The 20,403-nt window shown below is 64.3% G+C and carries 19 protein-coding genes and 1 pseudogene; 4 read left to right on the forward strand and 16 right to left on the reverse strand.

Annotated features, from left to right (window positions below; translation table 11 throughout):
* The first annotated feature begins 154 nt into the window (after positions 1–154).
* On the forward strand, positions 155–1,096 hold the full coding sequence (locus tag K0M74_RS00475; protein ID WP_293966854.1) for an IS110 family transposase: 942 nt from the start codon (positions 155–157) through the stop codon (positions 1,094–1,096).
* A 236-nt stretch (positions 1,097–1,332) separates the two neighbouring features.
* On the opposite strand, the pseudogene K0M74_RS00480 reads toward K0M74_RS00475, so the two are convergent.
* Positions 1,333–1,587 (reverse strand): annotated as a pseudogene (locus tag K0M74_RS00480) (transposase); the annotation flags it as partial.
* Positions 1,588–1,769: 182 nt separating this feature from the next.
* On the reverse strand, positions 1,770–2,465 hold the full coding sequence (locus tag K0M74_RS00485) for an FkbM family methyltransferase (RefSeq protein WP_293966856.1): 696 nt from the start codon (positions 2,463–2,465) through the stop codon (positions 1,770–1,772).
* Between the two features lie 227 nt (positions 2,466–2,692).
* Here K0M74_RS00485 and K0M74_RS00490 point away from each other — a divergent pair, with 227 nt between their 5' ends.
* A complete protein-coding gene (locus tag K0M74_RS00490; protein WP_293966857.1) occupies positions 2,693–2,917 on the forward strand; it encodes a CHAT domain-containing protein in 225 nt (74 codons plus the stop codon).
* Positions 2,918–3,306: 389 nt separating this feature from the next.
* On the opposite strand, the gene K0M74_RS00495 is transcribed toward K0M74_RS00490, so the two are convergent.
* Positions 3,307–4,119 carry a class I SAM-dependent methyltransferase gene (locus tag K0M74_RS00495; RefSeq protein WP_293966859.1) on the reverse strand — a complete coding sequence of 271 codons (813 nt, stop codon included), beginning with the start codon at positions 4,117–4,119 and terminating at the stop codon, positions 3,307–3,309.
* Between the two features lie 892 nt (positions 4,120–5,011).
* Here K0M74_RS00495 and pgl point away from each other — a divergent pair.
* The gene (gene pgl / locus K0M74_RS00500) at positions 5,012–5,719 is read left to right on the forward strand and encodes a 6-phosphogluconolactonase (protein WP_293966861.1); all 708 of its coding nucleotides are present in this window, start codon (positions 5,012–5,014) and stop codon (positions 5,717–5,719) included.
* A 296-nt stretch (positions 5,720–6,015) separates the two neighbouring features.
* Here the strand turns inward: pgl and K0M74_RS00505 are convergent, their stop codons facing one another.
* The 11 genes from K0M74_RS00505 to K0M74_RS00555 form a co-directional block, all read right to left on the reverse strand.
* The gene (locus K0M74_RS00505; RefSeq protein ID WP_293966863.1) at positions 6,016–7,251 is read right to left on the reverse strand and encodes a TrbI/VirB10 family protein; all 1,236 of its coding nucleotides are present in this window, start codon (positions 7,249–7,251) and stop codon (positions 6,016–6,018) included.
* Positions 7,248–8,066, reverse strand: coding sequence for a P-type conjugative transfer protein TrbG (gene trbG / locus K0M74_RS00510; RefSeq protein ID WP_293966865.1), 819 nt, complete (start codon positions 8,064–8,066; stop codon positions 7,248–7,250). Before trbG ends, K0M74_RS00505 begins: the two co-directional genes overlap by 4 nt.
* Positions 8,063–8,875 (reverse strand): conjugal transfer protein TrbF, encoded by an 813-nt coding sequence (gene trbF, locus K0M74_RS00515; RefSeq protein ID WP_293966867.1) that lies wholly within the window; start codon positions 8,873–8,875, stop codon positions 8,063–8,065. The genes trbG and trbF overlap by 4 nt, the downstream gene beginning before the upstream one ends.
* A 4-nt stretch (positions 8,876–8,879) precedes the next feature.
* Positions 8,880–10,202 (reverse strand): P-type conjugative transfer protein TrbL, encoded by a 1,323-nt coding sequence (gene trbL, locus K0M74_RS00520; RefSeq protein WP_293966868.1) that lies wholly within the window; start codon positions 10,200–10,202, stop codon positions 8,880–8,882.
* A 116-nt stretch (positions 10,203–10,318) separates the two neighbouring features.
* Positions 10,319–11,032 carry a P-type conjugative transfer protein TrbJ gene (trbJ, locus tag K0M74_RS00525; RefSeq protein WP_293966870.1) on the reverse strand — a complete coding sequence of 238 codons (714 nt, stop codon included), beginning with the start codon at positions 11,030–11,032 and terminating at the stop codon, positions 10,319–10,321.
* Positions 11,029–13,494, reverse strand: a complete 2,466-nt coding sequence (gene trbE, locus K0M74_RS00530) for a conjugal transfer protein TrbE (RefSeq protein ID WP_293966872.1) — start codon at positions 13,492–13,494, stop codon at positions 11,029–11,031. The genes trbJ and trbE overlap by 4 nt, the downstream gene beginning before the upstream one ends.
* The gene (locus K0M74_RS00535; protein WP_293966874.1) at positions 13,488–13,748 is read right to left on the reverse strand and encodes a VirB3 family type IV secretion system protein; all 261 of its coding nucleotides are present in this window, start codon (positions 13,746–13,748) and stop codon (positions 13,488–13,490) included. Before K0M74_RS00535 ends, trbE begins: the two co-directional genes overlap by 7 nt.
* The gene (locus K0M74_RS00540) at positions 13,745–14,077 is read right to left on the reverse strand and encodes a TrbC/VirB2 family protein (protein WP_293966876.1); all 333 of its coding nucleotides are present in this window, start codon (positions 14,075–14,077) and stop codon (positions 13,745–13,747) included. The genes K0M74_RS00535 and K0M74_RS00540 overlap by 4 nt, the downstream gene beginning before the upstream one ends.
* A 12-nt stretch (positions 14,078–14,089) precedes the next feature.
* The gene (gene trbB, locus K0M74_RS00545) at positions 14,090–15,070 is read right to left on the reverse strand and encodes a P-type conjugative transfer ATPase TrbB (RefSeq protein WP_293966878.1); all 981 of its coding nucleotides are present in this window, start codon (positions 15,068–15,070) and stop codon (positions 14,090–14,092) included.
* On the reverse strand, positions 15,067–15,474 hold the full coding sequence (locus tag K0M74_RS00550) for a CopG family transcriptional regulator (RefSeq protein WP_293966879.1): 408 nt from the start codon (positions 15,472–15,474) through the stop codon (positions 15,067–15,069). Before K0M74_RS00550 ends, trbB begins: the two co-directional genes overlap by 4 nt.
* A complete protein-coding gene (locus K0M74_RS00555; protein WP_293966881.1) occupies positions 15,471–17,495 on the reverse strand; it encodes a conjugal transfer protein TraG in 2,025 nt (674 codons plus the stop codon). The genes K0M74_RS00550 and K0M74_RS00555 overlap by 4 nt, the downstream gene beginning before the upstream one ends.
* Before the next feature lie 87 nt (positions 17,496–17,582).
* Between K0M74_RS00555 and K0M74_RS00560 the strand changes: the two genes are divergently transcribed.
* Positions 17,583–18,251 (forward strand): substrate binding domain-containing protein, encoded by a 669-nt coding sequence (locus tag K0M74_RS00560; protein WP_293966883.1) that lies wholly within the window; start codon positions 17,583–17,585, stop codon positions 18,249–18,251.
* Between the two features lie 183 nt (positions 18,252–18,434).
* Here K0M74_RS00560 and K0M74_RS00565 read toward each other — a convergent pair whose 3' ends face one another.
* Both K0M74_RS00565 and K0M74_RS00570 read right to left on the reverse strand, forming a co-directional pair.
* On the reverse strand, positions 18,435–18,782 hold the full coding sequence (locus K0M74_RS00565; protein ID WP_293966884.1) for a hypothetical protein: 348 nt from the start codon (positions 18,780–18,782) through the stop codon (positions 18,435–18,437).
* 199 nt (positions 18,783–18,981) lie between these two features.
* Positions 18,982–20,115, reverse strand: a complete 1,134-nt coding sequence (locus tag K0M74_RS00570) for a histidine kinase (protein ID WP_293966886.1) — start codon at positions 20,113–20,115, stop codon at positions 18,982–18,984.
* Positions 20,116–20,403: the final 288 nt, after the last annotated feature.

The raw sequence follows: 20,403 nt of genomic DNA on the forward strand, positions 1-20,403 counted from the left end.
CCCCCCCCCCCGTGGGGGCGCGGAAGGGGATGGATCGAATCCGTCTCGGTCGTGGATGACCGTCGATTAGTGTGATCACCCCTTTCTTTTCCACCAGACCTGAACGGAAACCAGGGCTTCGGGCCCGGATGACAAGAGTAGGACAGCGGAAAAGATGGACAATCCCATACCCCAAACCATCGACATCGACACCTCAAAAGCGACCCTTGATGTATATGCCCATCCTGCAGGCTGCGAGCGGCAGTTCACCAATACCGCCAAGGGCCACAAGGAGCTGATAGCGTGGCTCGGACAATGGTCGATCGATCGGATCGCCTATGAGGCTACTGGCGAATACCACCGACAGCTCGAGCAGGCTTTGTCGGATCTGCCAAGCGTCAAGCTCAACCCGGCTCGCGCGCGGCGGTTCGCACAAGCGATTGGCACTCTCGCCAAAACGGATAAAATTGATGCGGTAATCCTGGCCCGCATGGCGACGACGCTCCAGCCTCCCGTGCGCCCAGCCAATACGCCCCAGCAGGCCAAGCTCGCCGAATTAATCAGCGCTCGTGATGGCTTGGTCCGCGATAAAATTGCGCTTCAAAATCAAGCGAAGAACCTGACGCTGCCTCTCCTCAAGCGTCAGCACAAAAAGCGTTTGGATCAGATCGAACGGCATATCGAACAGGTTGATGCCGAGCTTGCGGCGATCATTGCGGCTGACTCAGAGTTGGCGCGACGGCACGAAATCATCTCCAGTATTGCCGGGATAGGCACACGCACCGCCGACCAGCTGGTCGCGACCATGCCAGAGTTAGGAGCACTCGATCCCATACAAGCCGCTTCCCTTGCAGGCCTGGCTCCCGTCACCCGACAATCAGGGCAATGGAAAGGGCGCAGCTTCATTCAAGGGGGACGGGCCAACGTAAGACGAGCGCTTTACATGCCGGCCCTCGTTGCCGCCCGCTACAATTCAGATCTCAAGGCAAAATATCAAAGCCTCGTCGCGGCCGGAAAACCGGCAAAGGTCGCTCTAGTCGCCCTTACGCGAAAGCTCATCATAATCGCCAACGCGCTCATCAAAGAAAACCGCCTTTGGGTCGAAAAACGGGCTTGATCACAACGGAAACTAATCGCGCCGCTGGATGCAAGCGGATTCTGCATTGACCGTATGCCGGGCCAGAGTCGTTTTCGCGGTCGGCATGAGCCGCCGCATGTTGGCTCTTCGAGGACGAAACCTTCCTATGTGGACGGCGCACTTGGCGAAGAACCAGTGCATCCCATCAGACGGAATGGTTCAGCCCACGTCCCGGCAGGGACAGAACCGCTAAGCAGCCTCTCGCCGGCGCGTGCTTACGCCGGGGCTCCGGCCGGCCTGTCGAACAGTTCTCCGAATTTCAGCATGGCGTGCAGAATAACGGCCAGTTTGCGGGCAACGGCGACGGCGGCGCGTTTAAAGCCGATCCGCTCCCGCAGCTTGAGGCGCCAGTCGCGCAGGGAAATCTGCGCCGAGCTGCGAGTCAGAATGACAGAGGCCGCTTCGTACAGCAGGCTGCGCACCTGATGATCGCCTCTCCTCGAGATATGGCCGTTATAGTTGACCTGGCCGTAAAATAGGGGCCGCCGCCAACGGTTTTGTTGCGGATAGGGGCTTTCTCCTGGATATTTAATCGCAGTGCGAATTCCGAAAACTCATTTTACCACCTCAAACCTCTGCGATGGGTGCCTAAAAGGAGCGCTTCAATGATGCGCGACCCACGGCAAAAGCTAGGGGCTTCCGCAAATCCGCTTTATCTCCGAACGACAAAGACCGGGTTCGTCCGGCGGAGATGCTGCTCGTTGGTGAAAAACTCTTCGACCTGGTCGTAGAATCCGAACAGCAGATAGCCGCGTTCCTCGAAGTGCGATTTGAAAGTTTCGAGTGGAACATGGCAATTATTTCCAGGGTACATCCCCGCTTCGACTTGGATCGCGGTGATGCGCTTCTCGCGAAGCATTTTTTCGGCGCCCTTTAGAACCTCGAAGTCGTGGCCTTCAGTATCAATCTTCATAAAATCGACATGCCCGACGACGCCGCCCCAATGGTCTACGGTGGAGACCTTGACCTCTTCGTTTCCGGATGGGTCTATCTGAAACATATCTGAAGAACCCTCCGCAGTTTTCATATGAGCGCTGCACGTTTCGGCGCCCAAAGCACACATTTCAGGTCGGAATCGACTAAGCTCGGGTGAGCGCCGATCAAATCGCACGTTCGTGATCAATTGCTGAAAGGTGCTGGCGACGGGTTCAAATGAGTATATCGTCGCGCGTGGAAATTCCTTCAGATACCGCTTTGCCGATTGGCCGATATTGGCGCCGACATCAAAGACAACTTTGGGATCCGGGATGATCAACCGCAAGTCATGGTATAGATCAAATCCTCGCGGCAGGCGCAATGTGGCCTTGGCAATGTTGCGGGCAAATCGGTTGATGGATTGAAGGGTCATTCACGATGACTAGCAAAAAATTCGCGGCCGTGAAGGGCGTTTGTTATGTAGCTATCCTGAGCGGCACAACATCAGGAGGATCGAGCAAGTGGTCAAGAACGTACGGCCAATTAGGTCGAATGGGTTGCTGCCGCGCTTGAACGTCGATTATCGTATGTTGGTATCGGTCGACCTGAGGCTCTTTTGGCAACTTTTAGCATACCCAATTGTGGCCCACCCACTGGCCGGTGCGCGACGATGTCGCGGCCGTGCTCACGGTGCGACTTTTCGAGGTTCTGGCGGCCAGTCCGCAATTGTCGCGTGCCGAGGGGCTGCAGCGCGTGGCGCGGGAGATAAGCGACGATCCGCGCGATGATCCTTACTTCAAAAGGTGGTCACATCCGAGCGCGTGGGCACCCTTTTCCCTGATCGGCGATGCTGGCCGCAACGCCCATGAGACGAGCAGGAACTAGCTGCAACAGCGTGACCCGTCAGCCTGCCATGCGGATAGCCTACCCTGATTCAGCCCGTGCACTTCGATGCTCGGTCTCGCCCTTGGCGCCACTTCTGCGGAGCGCTGCACCATATCTTAACGCGCAGCATGCAATTGTCCTCGCAGCCCCGCCTCTATGCGACCAAGGGAGGCGGGGCGACCAGGCGCTCGGCGACAAGCGGCCGATCCAGATCGGCGCCCGGCCAGGGCAATCGCGAACGACATCGAAGCAGGCGACGACCGTGAGAGTTGGGCGCAGATGGCTGATTTCACGGCGCGGCGGCTGCGGCGCGCGACAGATGATAGCGCGCCATGACCGAGGCCTGCCCGCCCCGCGATCGACGTTTGACCGGTTTCGCACCGGATCTCTTAGGGTTTTGTGACGATCACCTTGAGATAGGTGGCCGGGATCTCCGTCCGGTCAGCACCCGCGCGATTGTGTTGCTCGAAAAGCTGCGCCAAGTCGGCCTCGAGCTCAGCCGTGCGGCCATCCTTCGAAGCGGCGTCGAAGGCGTTCATCGTTGGACCATAATAATGTTTGAAGGTCTCCAGCAACGCGCGCGGGGGAGCGGGGCTGCGAAAGACATAGGTCGCGCGCTCGCAGCCGATGTTCTCGGCGGCCACGCCCGCCGCGGCGAAGCGCTCATAAACATTGTCTTCCACGCCCCAGCTGACGGGGCTGATGAAACCGTCAGGAGGGGGCGGCGTGTAGGCAGCACTCGTTTTCAACAATTGGGCGATCAGCGTCGGATCTCCAGGGATCCAGTTGCCCATGACGATACGTCCGCCCCTGCGGGTCACCCGCACCATTTCTTTGGCCACATCGAACGGGCGCGGCGCGAACATCGCGCCGAAGATGCTCACGACAAGGTCGAAGCTTTCATCCGCCAGCCCGCGAAGGTCGGATGCATCGCCTTCCTGAAACCTGAGCTTCTCCAGTCCTGCCGCAGCCGCGCGCACGTTACCGGCAGCGACAAGATTCGCCGCGATATCGACGCCCAGGACAGTCGCCCCGCGCTGTGCGGCCGGCAAGGCCGTCGTGCCATCGCCGCAGCCCAGGTCGAGTATCTCCATCCCGTCCTTCACGCCGAGGCTTTCGACCAGCTCCTCTCCGGATTCCCGCATCGCCGCGGCAATCCTGGTGAAATCACCCTTTTCCCAAAGCGCCTTGTTCGGATTCATGCGCCTGCTCCCATTTTCCTGCCCAGCCCGCGTCACCACGCTACCACATGCCAGTCCTGCCAATGATTTCCGCAACAGATCTTCTCGTTCGCTTTTGCGCCAGCTGCCAATCGCCAACAGCAGCGGCGCCGCTGCTATCGCTGCCCGTTGCCCGAAGGGCTCTCGCTATCGGCCTATCGGACCGGTTCAGGCGATACCGGCACTAGTGCGGGACGCCGCTGTAAATCCCGATCATCGAAAGCAGCGCGGTCCCTGCCAGCAGCGCCCAAAGCCATGCGCCGTCTTCCGGCTCCGTTTCATGCGGGTCAGTCGGTGGTAGCGGCATTGATCAGCGTGGCCCCATTTGCGGATCTCTCCCCTCGCCTGAACTTCAGCTCATCGCTGGATCAAGCTTTACCCCAATATCGCTGCCGCGTAAATCGAACCCCCATTTGGCGGCGGCCGATCACGGTGTCCCATATTGGACAGGCTGCGTTCGAGCGGAGGTTGACGCCCGAGGCCAATACGGTAAAATTGCCATAACTTTGGCCCTCCTAATTGCCTGGGGGCCGAGGGGGGCTGCATGCAATATGCCGGAAAGGCCGCGTTCCACTGGCGCGGCCTTTTTGCTTCGCCATGACCGACAATCGCGCGAAATATATTGGCACAACAATGGCGAGCAGGCGGGCAGATTTGCGGCTGCGCTGCCGGTTCGCGCCGCGATCGATCGACTGCCAGGCAAGTCAGGCAGCCACGCTAGCCGGGATGCGGACGGTCGCCGCAACCGACGGTCGGCGCCGACCGTCAGAGATTGGCTGGCCACCAGGCCAATCAGGCAATAGAGCGGCGCGTGCCGCGCCGCAGCCTTCGGCGCAGCGCCAGCGTTACGGACGAGCATGGCAAGGAAGATTGCATGAACGAAGAAATCGAATGGTGGGACTATGACAATGCGGCCGAAATGGCTGCCGCCGTAGCTGGCGATATCGGCTTCATCATCGAAAGCGCGATCGACGCGCGCGGCGCCGCGGTGATTGCGCTTGCCGGCGGCAAGACGCCGATCCCGATCTACGAGGCGCTGGCTGCGGCCAAGCTGGAATGGAAGCGCGTGACGATCGTGCCCGGCGATGAGCGCATTGTCCCGCTCAACGACCCGCTCAGCAATGTGTCCATGCTGGCCAAATTTTTCCTGCCGAAAGGCGCGCGCGTAATGCCGATCGTTCCGAACGCTGCCGCAGATTACAAGGCGGCGGGACGGTCCGCAGATGCCCTGATGCAGGATCTGCACTGGCCGCTCGACCTGTGTCTGCTCGGCGTCGGCAGTGACGGTCATGCCGCCTCGATCTTTCCGGGACCGGATTTCGATGAAGCGATGAGCGGCCCCAAGACGCAGCGCGCCCTGGGGGTCATGCCCGATCCGATGCCCGCCGACGCCCCGGTCCCGCGCGTGACCCTCAGCCTCGGCGCAATAGCCGCGGCCAGGGCCCTGCTGATCGCCGTCCGGGGCGACGAGAAGCGCGCCGTGATCCAGAGCGCGATCAATCAGGGCCGCGCCTCGCCCTACCCGATCGGCCGCGTCCTGGCAGAAACCGAACTACCAGTCGACATTCATTGGGCGCCCTAAGGCGATAGCACTGGTAGGGTCGTGCGGCCGCGTCGCGGCCCGGTCGAAAAACGACGCCAGCGACCAAGGCGGTCCGCCTTCGGCGTCAGTTTCCGCCCCATGCCGACCAGTTGTCTGAGCAGCGCGGCAGGCTGTGACAATCATTCATCGCTGTGCCGGAAACTCAAATTTTTCGTCGCTCTGAGGTCTGGCCGCTTCCGATTGGCGAGAAGGAAACCCCGAACGCTATCATGCCCATCTAATTTTAATCGGCGGGCGATCGGGTAGCTTCGGAAGCTTCAATGCGGTCATCGACGTCAGCTCCCGGTCCATGGACGCAGCACGAGATCCTTGTGGACGAGCACGTGCACGGGCGTGCCTGCCCGAATGATGAGCGTGGGCTTGATGTCGAGGCTCCGCCCAACGAGCCTGTCGCCTGCCCTGCTTCCGCTTTGCTGCGCGGAGCCGCGCATTGCGCGCACGAGCTCGCTCTCGTCGTTTCCGGTGCTCAATTCGGTGCCGACACCAAGGAGAGTGGAGAGCGCCACGCCCTTGATCAGTTGCCAGCCGTGCGCATCGACGCGGTCCCTGATCCCGGCAAAGCCGGAGGCATCGCTGGCGGGCGCATCGTCGAGGGTCAGCGATGCGCCATCGGGCCAGATGATCCTTTGCCACACGACGAACGCACGCTGCTGCCCGTAAGCCGTATCGCTCTCATAACGCCCGATCAGCCGCGCCCCCTGCGGTATCAGGAGCGTGCGCCCCGTGACGCTGTCATAGATATTCTCGCTGACCTGGCCGACGACGAGACCGGGCAGATCGCTATTGAGGCCAGTGACCAGGCTTCCCGCGATGACGCTGCCGCTGCTGATAAGCCACGGCGATGCCGCTGCCTCGATACGATGCGGGCTGACGTTCGAACTCGCTGCAATCGTCGGCCCCGGGCCAGCGGCTCGCGCCGATGGCACTTCTGGCTCGGCCAATGGCGGTGAAACTCCGCTTCGCGCGCCACCGGAGGACAATTCCTCGCGTCGCCCGCCAATCGACATCATGACGGCCGACTGGCGCGCCGCCGTCTCCTCGGCCGCTCGCCGCTCACGCTCGGCTTCGAGCGCGGCAGCGCGGTCGTCTGCCGCGAACGCGGGGGGATATTGCCCGTCCATCTTGCGCTGATGCTCAAGGATCGGCCGACCGAGGTCGCCCGGCAGCGGTGGCCCGAGCTTGGGAATCTCGTCATAACGGCCGGGTGTTCCAGCGAGCGCTTCCGGCGTCTTGCCCTGCGCCTTTTCGAACATCTCGTCGCCGCTCGCCGCGAGCCTGAAGGACATGGGCTTGAGCGCGATCCATGTCACGGCCGCAATAGCCAGGGCGCCCACGACCGCCACGCCGATGATGATCTCGCGCCGGAAACGCGCGACCCGGCGCGGCGAACCGCGCAGCACGAGCGTCTCGGGATCGACCTTGGTCGGCGCTGGGTTGATATGCGTATCAGGGCGATCTTCCGCGGCCGCGTCGGCCTCTTCGCCCGTGGTGTCTCGATCTTCCCCGCTCACCGTGCGTCCCCTGCGCGGACGATATGGATAACCGTCTGGCGTTTGGTGCCGTGCCTTAGTTGGGCGCGGTCGAAGATACGGTCGACGACATAATAGCGTCCCGACACACGATAATTGACAAGTTCAGGGCTGCCGCTGTCCCCGGTCACGAACAGCGGCGGCGCCTCGCCCTGCGCCAGGCTCGGCGGAAACTCGATGAAGGTTTGCCGCCCATCGTCGAAGGCGCGCAGCGGACGCCATCGCGCGCGGTCACCGCTGATGCGATAGCCAAAGTTGAACGCCGTGGGATCAACCCCCAAGCGCCCGACCGTCTGCTCGCGCATCGCCGAGGCGGCCCGCTTGATCGCGAGCAGCGCATCGCCAGGATAGGTCCAGCGGATTGCAGCCATTGCGGTGGCCGCCGTACTGGTGAGCGCGAGATGATAGACGCGCCGGTCGGTCGTGATGATGAGGTTGGTGGCGAGCGATGGCGCCAGCGGCTTGATCATGATGTGGATGCGCTGCTGCTCGCCTGCGCCGCTCACCGTATCGCCGACGGTCCAGCGCGCGGTGTCGCCAGCGGCCACCGCGAGCAGCGCTTCGCCGGGCTCGAGCGCGATCGCGGTCACATGGCCGGGCGCGGCGACGAGCCGGTAGATCGCGCCCTCGGTATAGGCATAGGATTGGATCGCACCGCGATAATCTTCGCGCCGCGGTTCCTTGATGGCTGCCGCGCCAGCGGCGCGAACGCGCTCCGCGCTCCCGCCCGGTGCCGCCTGTGCAGGTGGCACCACCGCCGTTCCGGCGGCAAGCAGGCAAATCAGAATCGGCTTCATGGCATTTTCCCTTCGGATGCGGTGGAAATCGGTATGGCGGGCGCCCGCGGCAGCTCCGGCGCGGACCCGGGAAGCGGCGCGGCCTCGCCTTTTTGACCATCGCGCCGTGCCCGCACGGGCTCGGCGGCTTCATATTCTCGGCTCCAGTCGATCGCCTCGACATAGAGGCCGAGCGGGTTCTTGCGCAGAATCTCGGCCGTTCGCGGCGGTTTGACGGCGACGGTCAGGATCGCGGTCCAGCGCGACGTCGAGGCGAGGCTGCCGCGTTCGAATAGGCTCTCGCGCCATTTGACCTGGAACGTCCGGGGCGAGGCCCGCACCACACTGACGATCTCGACCGAAACCGATCGCGCCCCGACCTGCGCGAACGGATCGGCCGACCGGGCATATTGGTTGAGGAAGAGTGCGCCGCGCTCGCCCGCAAAATCATAGGCGGCGAGCCAGTTCTCGCGCATCAACACGGGGTCGAGCGATATGCCGCGCACGTTCGAGATGAACCGGCCCAGCGCCCAGGCGATCTGCGGGTCGGTGGGATTATAGTCGGATGCCGCTGGCGCGACGCTGCGCGCTTCGCCGAGCCGGTCGACTTCCACCACATATGGGGTCACGCGGCTCTGCACCGACTGCCAGACCAGCCCGGCGGCAAGTCCGGTCGAAAGCAGCAGCCCGCCGAACGCCATGATCCGCCAGCCTCGCGCCTGCACGCGCGCGGCGCCGATCCGGTCGTCCCAGGCCTGGGCCGCGCGCTGATAGGGCGTGACCGGCTCGGGGGTGCGGCCGTAACGCTGGATGGGTCGTTTGAATTTCATCGGATCAATCCTCCTTCTCGGCGATGTCGGGACTCGCGCCGCTACCGCCGCGGCTCCCGTCGGAAATCACATGGACCGCCGCCTGGCGCGCTGCGCCGCGGCGCTGGTCAGCCTTGAGACCTGCCGCCCACGCAGGGGCGACGCTCGACGATGTCGCATTTTCAGGCGATGACGGCGGCGCGGCGCGGTCGGTTCGCTTGCCCGCGTTCCAGGCGCCATCGCGCCCGGCGGCCGCCGCCTCGCTGATGCCCAAGCCCGCGCTCGCGCGCCGCGCCGCATTGGCAGCGGCGCCGTGCAGGGCGGTCGCGACCCCGCCGAGACCGGCGCCAACCGACGGCGAGCCCGAGGTTTCCTGGCCGAGCTTGTAGGCGGTGGACGCGGCCGCTCCCATCGACGTCCCGGCGCGGACCGCGCCGAGCGCCGCCCCGCCGCCCGCGCGCGCCGCCGCCAAACCGGCGCCGCCCGCGACGACCATCGTGCCCGCGGCGGCGGCGACCGTGCCGACCGCTGCGCCGGCGCCAAGCTGCGGTGCACCGGCAACAAGGCCGGACGCAATGCCGGGACCGAATATGCCAAGCCCGAGCAACGCGAGTGATCCAAGCGCCAGCGCCATTGCCTCTTCAAGATCGGGCTCGGAGCCGGCGACCGCGCCGAGAAAGTCGGGAAAGAAGCCCGAGCCAATGCCGACGATGACGCCGAGCACCATGACCTTGACGCCCGACGACACGACGCTGCCCAAAACGCGCTCAGCGAGGAAGGCGGTCCGGCCCCACAGGGCGAAAGGAATGAGGGCGAAGCCCGCAAGGCTCACGAGCTTGAATTCGATGATGGTGATGAAGAGCTGGATCGCCAGGATGAAGAAGGCGAGGATGATGATCACCCAGGCGATCAGGAGGACCATGATCTCGAGGAAGTTTTCGAAGAAATCGATCGGTCCGAGCATGTCCTTGATCTGATCGATCAGGGGATGGGCGGCCTCGAATCCTGCCGCGGCGAGGCGTCCGGGTTTCAGAAGATCTTCGGCCGAAATGCTGCCGCCGCCGGCGGTAATGCCCAGTCCTGCGAAGGATCGGAAGATGATATCGGCGATCGTGCCGAAACTGCCGATGATGAAGGCAAAGACACCGACATAGAGGATCTTCTTGAGCAGCTTTGCGATGACGTCATTCTCGCCGCCCATAGCCCAGAACAGACCGGCCAGCGTGATGTCGATGCCGATCAAAATGCTGGTCAGGAAAGCGACATCGCCGCCGAGCAGCCCGAAACCGCTGTCTATGTAGCGAATGAAGGCTTCCATGAAGCGGTCGATGACATTGAGATCGTCCATCGGGCAGGCTTTCAAGAGCGGTGAAGATATCCGCGGGGTCTCGAGGGGGAGCGACCGAGACCCCGCGGCGAACGGCGGGCCAGGAGAGGGGCAGCCACCGCCGTCCGTGTCGAAAATCAGCGGATCGGCGTGTAGGCCTTGCCGTCGCCAAGGAAGCGGCGCGTGCGCTCGCGCGCTTCCGCCGCGCTCTGCGCAGCGCGCGCGCGGTCGAGCATGTCGGCCTCATAGGCGGCCGCCATCATCTGCTGGACCTGCATCTGCTGCTTGGCGGCGAGCGCGAGCAACTGGTTCGTCGCCTGGCTGGCCTGCAGGCTGCCCTCGGCGGCCGAGCTGCGCGCCGCGACCTCGGCCAGCGTTGCCGCGTCGTCCTTGAGGTCAGCGGCGATGCGCGCCTGGACCGCGAGCGTGCGGCGGTACGACGCCATCGCGGTCTCGAGCCGCGCCTTGGCATTGGCGACACTCGCCGAGCGGGTCATGTCGGAGAAATCCTTCGGAAACAGCGCTGCCATGCGCGCGTCGAGCCGGTCGACGCCGAAGTCGATCCCCTCGGCCCGCGCCATCAGGGCGTCGACGCGCGCGAGATTGCCCTTCAGCTTCTCGATCTCGGGGAAATCGAAACGCTTCAAATGCTTGTCCATGTTGGCGAGCATCTTCGCTTCATTCTGTAACTGCTTGATTTGCTGATCGATCTGTTTGAGCGTGCGCGCCGCGGTGAGCAGGTTCTGTGAATAATTGGCGCTGTCGAACACCGGCATTGCGGCGGATGGCACGGCCAGCAGCAGCGCCGGGAGGGCGGCACCGATCGACAACAGGCGGGCAAGCATCTTCATGGCAATTCTCCTTCGGGGGGGATGGATGGGTTGGGCATTTGGGTGCTGGGAAAATCGGCGAGCAGCTCGGCCGCCCAGCCGAGGCCGGCGGCGCGAAGGAAGTGCGCGGCAAAATCGGCGTCGCCATTTGCGGCGAGGATGGCATCGATGCGCGCCTGCGTGACCGGATCGGAGGCGCCGCAAAGCGCGAGCGCGACCGGACCGAGCCCCAGCTCGAACAGCCGGTTGCCGCGCGCCGATTGGAGATAATATTGGCGCTTCGGCGTCGCGCGCGCGACGATCTCGATCTGCGCCGCGTTGAGCCCGAAGGCGGCATAGGCGGCCTGGGCTTGCGGCTCGACCGCCCGGTCGTTCGGCAGCAGGATACGCTGCGGGCAGCTTTCGATGATCGCGGGCGCGATGCTGCTGTTCGAAATGTCGGCAAGGCTCTGCGTCGCGAAGATCACCGCGACATTCTTCTTGCGCAGCACCTTCAACCATTCGCGGATGCGCGCCGCGAAGAGCGGATTGTCGAGAAAGATCCAGGCCTCGTCGAGGATCAGCAAGGTCGGTCGTCCGTCGAAGCGCGTCTCGAGACGGTGGAAGAGGTAAGACAGCACCGGCTCGACCACACTCGCCTGCCCCATCAGCGCTTCGGTCTCGAAACATTCGATCGATCCGAGCGACAGCCCGTCCTCGGCCGCGTCGAGCAGCCGCCCGTGCGGCCCCTCGAGCGTGAACGGCTGAAGCGCGGCTTTCAGCGCGTTCGACTGCAAGAGGAGCGAGAGCCCGGTGAGCGTCCGTTCGGATGCCGGGGCGCTGGCGAGGCTGGTCAGCGCCGACCAGATCGCATCCTTGATATCGGGGGTCACCGCGATACCCTCGTGCGCGACGAGCGCGGCGATCCAGTCGGCCGCCCAGCTGCGCTGCTCGGCGCGGTCGATATGGCGCAGCGGCTGGAAGGCGAGCGGCCTGTCGCCCTCGCCCAGCGCATGGTGGCGTCCGCCCATCGCCAGCACCGCGGCGCGCGCCGAATTGCCCTTGTCGAAGATATAGAGCTGCGCGTCGGCATAACGGCGGAACTGCAGTGCGATCAGGGCAAGCAGGACCGACTTTCCCGCCCCGGTCGGGCCGGCGATCATCATATGGCCGACGTCGCCGACATGCGTCGAAAGTCGAAACGGCGTCGAGCCGCCGGTTTCGGCCATGAGCAGAGGCGGGCCGCCGAGATGGCTGTTCCAGACCGGCCCAGCCCACACCGACGATAGCGGCATCAGGTGCGCGAGATTGAGGCTGTGGACGAGCGGCTGGCGGACGTTGGCGTAAACATGTCCCGGCAGGCTGGAGAGCCACGCCTCGACCGCGTTGACGCTTTCACGGATCGCGGTGAAGCCCAGCGAATGGACGATGCGCTCGGCGGCGCGCAGCTTTTCCTCGGCGCGCGCGCGATGGCGGTCCGACACGGTGATCGTCGTGGTCAGATAGCCGAATGCGACATGATCGCCGCCGAGCGCCTGAAGCGCGGCATCGGCATCGACGACCTTGTTGTCGGCGTCGCTGTCGAGAAGTTGCGCCGGCTGGTTGTACATCACTTCGCGCAGCAGCGCCGAGAGCGACTTGCGCTTGTTGAACCATTGCCGCCGGAGCTTGGTGAGCGCCGCCGTCGCTTCGGCCTTGTCGAGCGCGATGAAGCGCGTCGTCCAGCGATAGGCGAAATCCTGCGAATTGAGCGCGTCGAAAATAGCCGGACGGCTGACCGACGGGAAGCCGAGGACCGTCAGCGTGCGCAGATAGCGATCGCCGAGCATCGGTTCGAGCCCGCCGGTGAGCGGGGTGTCGGCAAGCAGCGCGTCGAGATACATCGGGGTCGCAGGAACGTGGACGCCGTGGCGATGCGGCGAGATCGCGCGGTGGAGATAAGTCAGCGTCTCGCTGTCCCCCAGCGCCTGCACCTCGGGCATGAACGTCGCCATCAGGTCGATCGCACGCAGGCTCTCCGCCTCGAACTGCGCCAGCGTCTTGCGCCAGTCGCGGGTGCCCCTGGCCGCATCGGGCCGCTCGATCAGCGCGCGACCGGCACTGTCGGCCTGGTCGGCAGGCGGCATCCAGACGAGGGTCAGATGGAACAGGCTCTCGAAGTGCTGGCGCTCGCGATCCTCGAACGCCGCGCGCCGTTCGGCATCGACAAGCCATGACGCCGCGTCGGGGAAGCAGCTTTCGGGATAGCCCCCCGCGGCGACACGCTCGGCCTCGAAGAAGAGCGCCCAGCCCGATCCGAAGCGCCGGAGCATATTGTTCGCGCGCGCGCAGGCAGCGACAAGCTCGGCCTCGGTCGCGCTGTCGAGATCGGGGCCGCGAAAGGCGATGGACCGCATGAAGCTGCCGTCCTTGTTGAGGACGATCCCCGGCGCAACGAGCGCCGCCCAGGGCAGATGATCGGCAAGCTGGTCGGCGCGCCGCTTATATTCGGCGAGGTTCAGCACGACAGTTCGCCTTTTTGCCGCAGGTGGCGCGCCAGCACCGGCGCGAAATCGGGATCGCGCTTCGCGGCAAACACCATCAGCGTGTGCCCGAGCGCCCACAGGATGAGCCCGGCGACCCATTGCTGGAGCCCGAGCCCCATCGCGGCTGCGATCGTACCGTTGACGATCGCAAGCCCCCGCGGCGCGCCGCCGAGCAGGATCGGATCGGCGAGCGAGCGGTGAATCGGCGCCTCATAGCCTGCCAAATGGCTCATGCAACGAGCGCCCCGCCGCCGAAGCTGAAGAAGGACAGGAAAAAGCTCGACGCGGCAAAGGCGATCGAGAGACCGAAGACGATCTGGATCAGCCGCCGGAAGCCGCCCGACGTCTCGCCGAATGCCAGGGTCAAACCCGTGGTGATGATGATGATCACCGCGATGATCTTGGCCACCGGCCCCTGCACCGATTCGAGGACTTGCTGGAGCGGCGCCTCCCACGGCATTCCCGATCCGGCGGCGAGCGCGCTCCCACACGCAGCGCCGACGGACAAAAGCACGGCTAGCGGCAAAGCCACGGGCGATTGTTTTAACGATATCAGACGCATCGAGTATCTCCTTCAGTCTGGGTCTTGGGGATGGATGGGGAGTTCGTTGAGCACATAATCGCCGCTCGGGCCGACGCCCTCGACGCGCGCGATCGTCGCGATGCGGCGCGCGGCGCCGCGCCCGGCGATGAAGACGATGAGGTCGATCGCCTCGGCGATCAGGCGGCGCGGCACGGAGACCACGCTCTCCTGGACAAGCTGCTCGATCCGGGTGAGCGCGGAGGCGGCGCCGTTGGCATGGACGGTCGCGATGCCGCCGGGATGACCCGTGTTCCAGGCCTTGAGCATGTCGAGCGCCTCGGCGCCGCGGACCTCGCCGACGATGATGCGATCGGGACGCAGCCGCAGCGTCGAGCGCACGAGATCGGCCATCGACACCGCACCGGCCCGCGTGCGCAGCTCGACGCGATCAGGCGCCGGGCATTGGAGTTCGCGCGTATCCTCGATCAGGATCACGCGCTCGTCGAGGCTCGCCATCTCGGCGAGCAGCGCGTTGGCGAGCGTCGTCTTGCCCGAGCTGGTGCCACCGGCAACGAGGATGTTGAGCCGTTCGGTGACGCCAAGCGACAGAAGGCGCGCGGCCTCGCCGCTTGCGATGCCGGCGCTGACATAATCCATCAGCGTGTAGACCCGGGCTGCCGGTTTGCGGATCGAGAAGCAGGGCGCGAGACTGACCGGCGGCAGCAGGCCTTCGAAACGTTCGCCTGCCCCCTCGCCATGCGGTGGCAGTTCGGCGGACACGATCGGCGCGGCCGCATGAACCTCGGTGCGGGCATGGGATGCGACGAGGCGGATGATGCGCTCGACCTGGTCGTGCGCCATGCGCACGCCGGTGTCGACGCGGCCTTCGCCGAGCACATCGACGCGGAGCGCGCCATCGGGATTGACCATCACCTCGACGACATGGGCGTTCGCCAGCGCCGCCTCGATCGCGGGGCCCATCGCGGTGCGCAGCATCGCGCGCCGCCGGTCGGCGGAGACGGCCAAGCTCACGACCCGCTCCTTGTTCCGAAACTGCCGCGACCGGCGCGGAACGCCTCGGCGACCTTCATCGTGAACCATTCGAAGCGCTCGCGGCCCTGCGCGCGCCCGGCATCGTCGCCTTCGGCGAGCGGGGGGACAGAAGTGAGGAGATAGCGCGCGAGCAGCGCGAGGATTTCGATCTCGATCTGGCTGTTGCGCTCGATCCGGGCGAGCGCGCGCGTCATGGTGTCGAGCCGCGGGCCGAACCGCTCCTGCAATTCGCTTATCCCCTTGCGCGACAGCCAGGCATCGAGCGCCTCGGCGAGGATCGACGACCTGGTGACGCCGGGCCTGGCGGCGAGCGCCGCCAGCCGCTCGCTCAGCTCGCGCGGGATGAAAAGCTGGTGGCGCACCAGTCCGCCGCGCCTGCTCACAGCCCAAGCCCCAGCTGCTCGCCGACCGCTTCTTCCATGGCGTGGCCGACGACGGCTGGCGCTAGCGGACGCGCCCGGTCCATCAGCTTCTTGTCGATCGCGGGATCGACATCGTCCTCGATGCCGAGCGGATTGGTAGGGCGCTGGGCGGCAGGCGGCGGCGGAGCGGCGTCGGCAAGCTCGGGTTCACGCGCCTGCTGCGCGCCGCCATCTTCCGGACCAGGTTCATCCGCCGCCGCAGCTGGCTCCTCCGGCAGCATGGCCGCCGCGGCGCCGCGCCAATCGTCCCCGCGCTCGGCAGGCCGGTCGGCATAGCCGGTGTCGCTCAGCGCGGGCGGCGGCCCGAGCCGCGCCTGAAAGTTCGCGTCGTCATAGTAGCGCAGCTTCTTCGCCCGGATCGGGGCAAGTCCCGCGACCAGCACGAGCTCGTCGCTCGGCGGTAGCTGCATCACTTCGCCGGGCGTCAGCAACGCGCGCGCGGTTTCCTGGCGACTGACCATGACGTGCGCGAGCCAGGGCGCGAGCCGGTGTCCGGCATAGTTGCGCATCGCGCGCTGCTCGGTCGCGGTGCCGAGCGCGTCGGAAATGCGCTTGGCGGTCCGCTCGTCGTTGGTCGCAAAGGCAACGCGCACGTGACAATTGTCGAGGATGGCGTTGTTCTCGCCATAGGCTTTCGAAATCTGGTTGAGCGACTGGGCGATGAGGAAGGCGCGGATGCCGTATCCCGCCATGAAGGCGAGCGCGGTCTCGAAAAAGTCGAGACGGCCGAGCGCCGGGAACTCGTCGAGCATGAGGAGCAGCTGATGGCGACGCACCGTCGATTGCTGGACTTCGAGTTTCTCGGTGAGGCGGCGGCCGATCTGGTTGAGGATCAGCCGGACCAGCGGCTTGGTGCGCGAGATGTCCGAAGGCGGGATGACGAGATAGATCGAGAGCGGGCGTTCGGCGGTCACGAGATCGGCAATGCGCCAGTCGCAGCCGGAGGTGACCGCGGCCACGGTCGGATCGCGGTAGAGCCCCAAAAATGACATCGCGGTCGACAGCACGCCCGAGCGCTCATTCTCGCTCTTGTTGAGCAGCTCGCGTGCCGCCGACGCCACAACCGGGTGGACGCGGACTGCGTCGGCGGTTCCGAGGTGGTTGGTGCGCATCATCGCGACAAGGGTCGCGGCGAAGCTGCGCGACGGGTCGGAGAGAAAGGTCGCGACGCGCGCGAGCGTCTTTTCTTCCTCGGCATAGAGAATGTGGAGAATCGCGCCGACGAGGAGGGCGTGCGACGTTTTCTCCCAGTGATTCCGCCGCTCGAGCGCGCCTTCAGGGTCGACGAGGATATCGGCGATATTCTGGGCGTCACGAACCTCGCACGCGCCTTTGCGCACTTCGAGCAGCGGATTGTAGCGCGCCGAGCGGATGTCGGTCGGGTCGAAATAGAGACAGTGCGAGAAGCGCGAGCGCCAGGCCGCGGTAAGCTGCCAATTCTCGCCCTTGATGTCGTGGATGACGGTGGAGCCAGTCCAGCTCAGCAAGGTCGGAACAACCAGCCCCACCCCCTTCCCGCTTCGCGTCGGCGCGAAGGCCATGACATGCTCGGGACCGTCGTGGCGCAGATAGCGACCGCCGAGCGAACCCAGAAAGACGCCGGCATCGCCGCGCAGGCCCGCGGCATCGACCTCCCGCTCCTTGGCCCAGCGCGCCGCGCCGTAGGTCGTGACCTGCCCCTTCTGGCGCGCGCGCCAGAGCGAGCCGCCGATCGCCGCGCCGCAGCCGATGAAACCGCTGGTCGCCGCGAGCGCGCCGGCCTTGTCGAAGACATGCGGCGCATAGGCCTCATAATGGTACCACCATGCGAAGAGCGCCCAAGGGCGATAGACGGGAAACGCGCCGACGGCGAACCAGGGCGCGCCGAGCTCGCGCTGATAGCCGAGCATGGCCGCCGCCCATTGCGTGGCGGCCCAGACGCCGAGGATGACGATCGCGAACACGATCAATATCTGGCCGATGAGCAATTTGGTCGGGGTCATAATGGGCTCCCGCCCGGACACTGCGTCCGGGTCCGAGCCCTCAAATTCCCATCTAGACTTGCCGGAGGACAGTCGCTGTCGGGGTCGGTGAGCCGGCTATTCGAGCTGCTTCGAAGCCGCCGCCGCAGCAGCATCGTACCCCGCTCGCCCGACCAATCAGTCGCGTCCGGACCCGCACTGTGTAAATTCCTCACGGAGCATCCGGAAATCGATATTACGCTCGAACTCGACGATCAGTTTGTCGACGCCGCGGCCGATGGGTTCGATGCCGTGCTGCGGCATGGCTCAGTCAGCGACACGCGGCTGATCGCCAAACGCCTCGCCACAAGTCGGCGTCTGCTCGTCGCCTCGCCGGGCTATTTGCTGGAACATGGCCAACCAACTTCGCTGGCCGAACTAGCTCACCATCGGGGCATTTTATATTCCAATCGCGAAAGTGACTGGCGCTTCGACAGCCTCACCGGGTGGTCGGTAGTTAGGCCAACACCCGCGCTACGCGTTAACAACGGCATGATCATGAAAGACGCGGCGCTCGCCGGGATCGGGATCGCGCTGTTGCCGACCTTCTTCGTGCACGACAGCATTGCCAGCGGCGAGCTGGCCGAAGTGGATATCAGCGCCCGAGCAGAAGGAGCCGAGCTGTTTATCACCTACCCTCGCGATCATGGCGCATCGGCTAAGATTATTGCCCTTGCTGAAAGTTTACGACGAAGTTTTGGAGACCCGCCCTATTGGGACAAGCTTTTCGCGGTTTGAGGCAACGTCTGGCCGTTTTAAGACGTTCCGCTCTCAGGGCCAAATCAGGTTGATGTAGCTTACGGGCGTGATGGTCGCCATCGCACCCAAGTTCACCTTTACGGGCCCGTTAATTTACGGGCCCGTTAAAACGCAACGCATTTGTTGCGTGTTCTATGCTACAAATCGCCAACGCGACCATAATCAGCATGTGGGCTTTTCTGGTACTGGTGACGCCGCCCGCGCGCTGGCGCTCGCATCGGCAACGTCGATCGCGGTGCCTGCCACGGAGTTGGCCACTGCGCCGCCGGTTCCTGTTTGACCAGCCACGATATTGAGGAGCCCGGAATTGCGCGCCGCGCGCAATATCCCGCCTAGGCCGCCACGCTTCTTCTTTTCCTTCTTTTCCACGCTGCACGACGCGTCGGCGGGGACGACGACGGCCGTTTCGACCATCTTGTCATCCTGCTTGGGCTTGGGCTTGGCCGCAGAGGCCGAGGTATCCATGCCCAGCACCAGAACGGGCATGAGCGCCCACACCATCGGTTTCATCATACGTCCTTTGTCGTTAGGTTAGCGACCCCGGCAGCACATCGATTGGCGACCCTGCGCTCACCGGAGTCGCCATGATCGTGCCGCCGAGGGACGAAAACACAGAGCGTTCCGCGACAAATGATTGAATGAGCGCGACGAGCGCGCGCGGCGCGGCGGGCTTATGTCGTGGCCGCCGGGACAGGCCTCTATCGGCTGCCTAGCGCTGAATTTCCAGCGGAAGGTGGATCGTCGATCGAAAGCCGCGTTCGGCTGGCTCCGCCTCGAGCTTTGCGGCGTCGCCATAGCGCAGCAAGAGGCGCGATTTCGTGTTCGACAGTCCAATACCGCCCCTGCCAGCATCACTCCTGGCCGTCGATACGCCGGTTCCGTTATCCTCGACCGAAACAACCAACGTATCCGCCTCTTGCCGTGCCGATACCGACAGCGTGATCGTTTCGGTCGAGTGGGTCACCGCATGTTTGATGGCATTTTCGACCAGCGGTTGCAGAATGAAGTTCGGCACCAGCGCATCCTCAAGGTCGACCGGCAACGTCAGCGAAACCCGCAAACGATCGTCAAAACGGAAGCATTCGATCGCCAGATAGGTATCGACGATGTCGAATTCGTCGCTGAGCAGATTGTCATGGCTCTGCCCCGAATCGGCGACATCGCCCAGGAACCGCGCGAGCTTCTCCACCGTCTGATTGGCCGCATCATGCTGCCCTTCGACAATCATCGTCGAGACCGCGCCGAGCGTATTGCACATGAAATGGGGATTGAGCTGAAGCCGCAGAAGCGAGAGTTCCGCCGACGTCGCCTTGCGCTCCGCATCAGCGGCGCGCGCAAGTTGCGCATTGGCATCGGCCTCAGCCACAAGTTGCAGGCGCTCGCGTTTTCGGGCCTCTTCATTGTGGAGGAGCGCCATCATCGCCGCCGCCCACAGGCAGAAGGGCACGAACCAGAATAATCCGCCCGAGAGAATATTGGGCCCGGTGACCGCCGTCGCGACGGTAAGCTGCGCAGCGTCCGGGCCAAAAACCGTTCGGATCAGCTGGAATCCGACGTCAAAGACAAACACAAAGACGAATATTGTCGCGATCACCGCGATCGCCTGTTGCTTGATCGGCAAGCGCATCAGCCGGGCGAGAATATGAAAGACCCCCAGCCCGGTCACCGTCGCATAGACGATGGTGGTGGCGTCCAGAGGGACGTTGATCCAGCCATATTGATATCCGCGCAAAACAGCGCTGACTGACGTCACCAGAACGAAACTGACCCAATAGAGCATCGCGATGGGCACGATGCCGAGATTCATCGAGACGCGTGATCCGCCCCACCCTATCTTCACCATGTCGCGGACTTTCCTTCCTAGCGCGTTCGCTTTGTTGGCACGCTCACGGTCTTATCCCGATTTCCCTGCTCATCGCGACGATGCCCACCTCGCGATAGTGGACCAGGGCGTCCAAGGGGAATAGTGGATTTTGCTTGAGGATTATTTTGCCAGTTCGTCGAGACGTCGACGCCGACTCACTCGTCGATTCAAACCGTGCAATCGTCGCAGCAGACCACCCAAAGCCACAAAATATGGCAACAGCGTCCGCAGGTGCATGGATACTCCATGGATCTGGGAAACCGTTTC

It is taken from the genome of Sphingopyxis sp., assembly GCF_019459305.1.
Classification (GTDB): domain Bacteria; phylum Pseudomonadota; class Alphaproteobacteria; order Sphingomonadales; family Sphingomonadaceae; genus Sphingopyxis.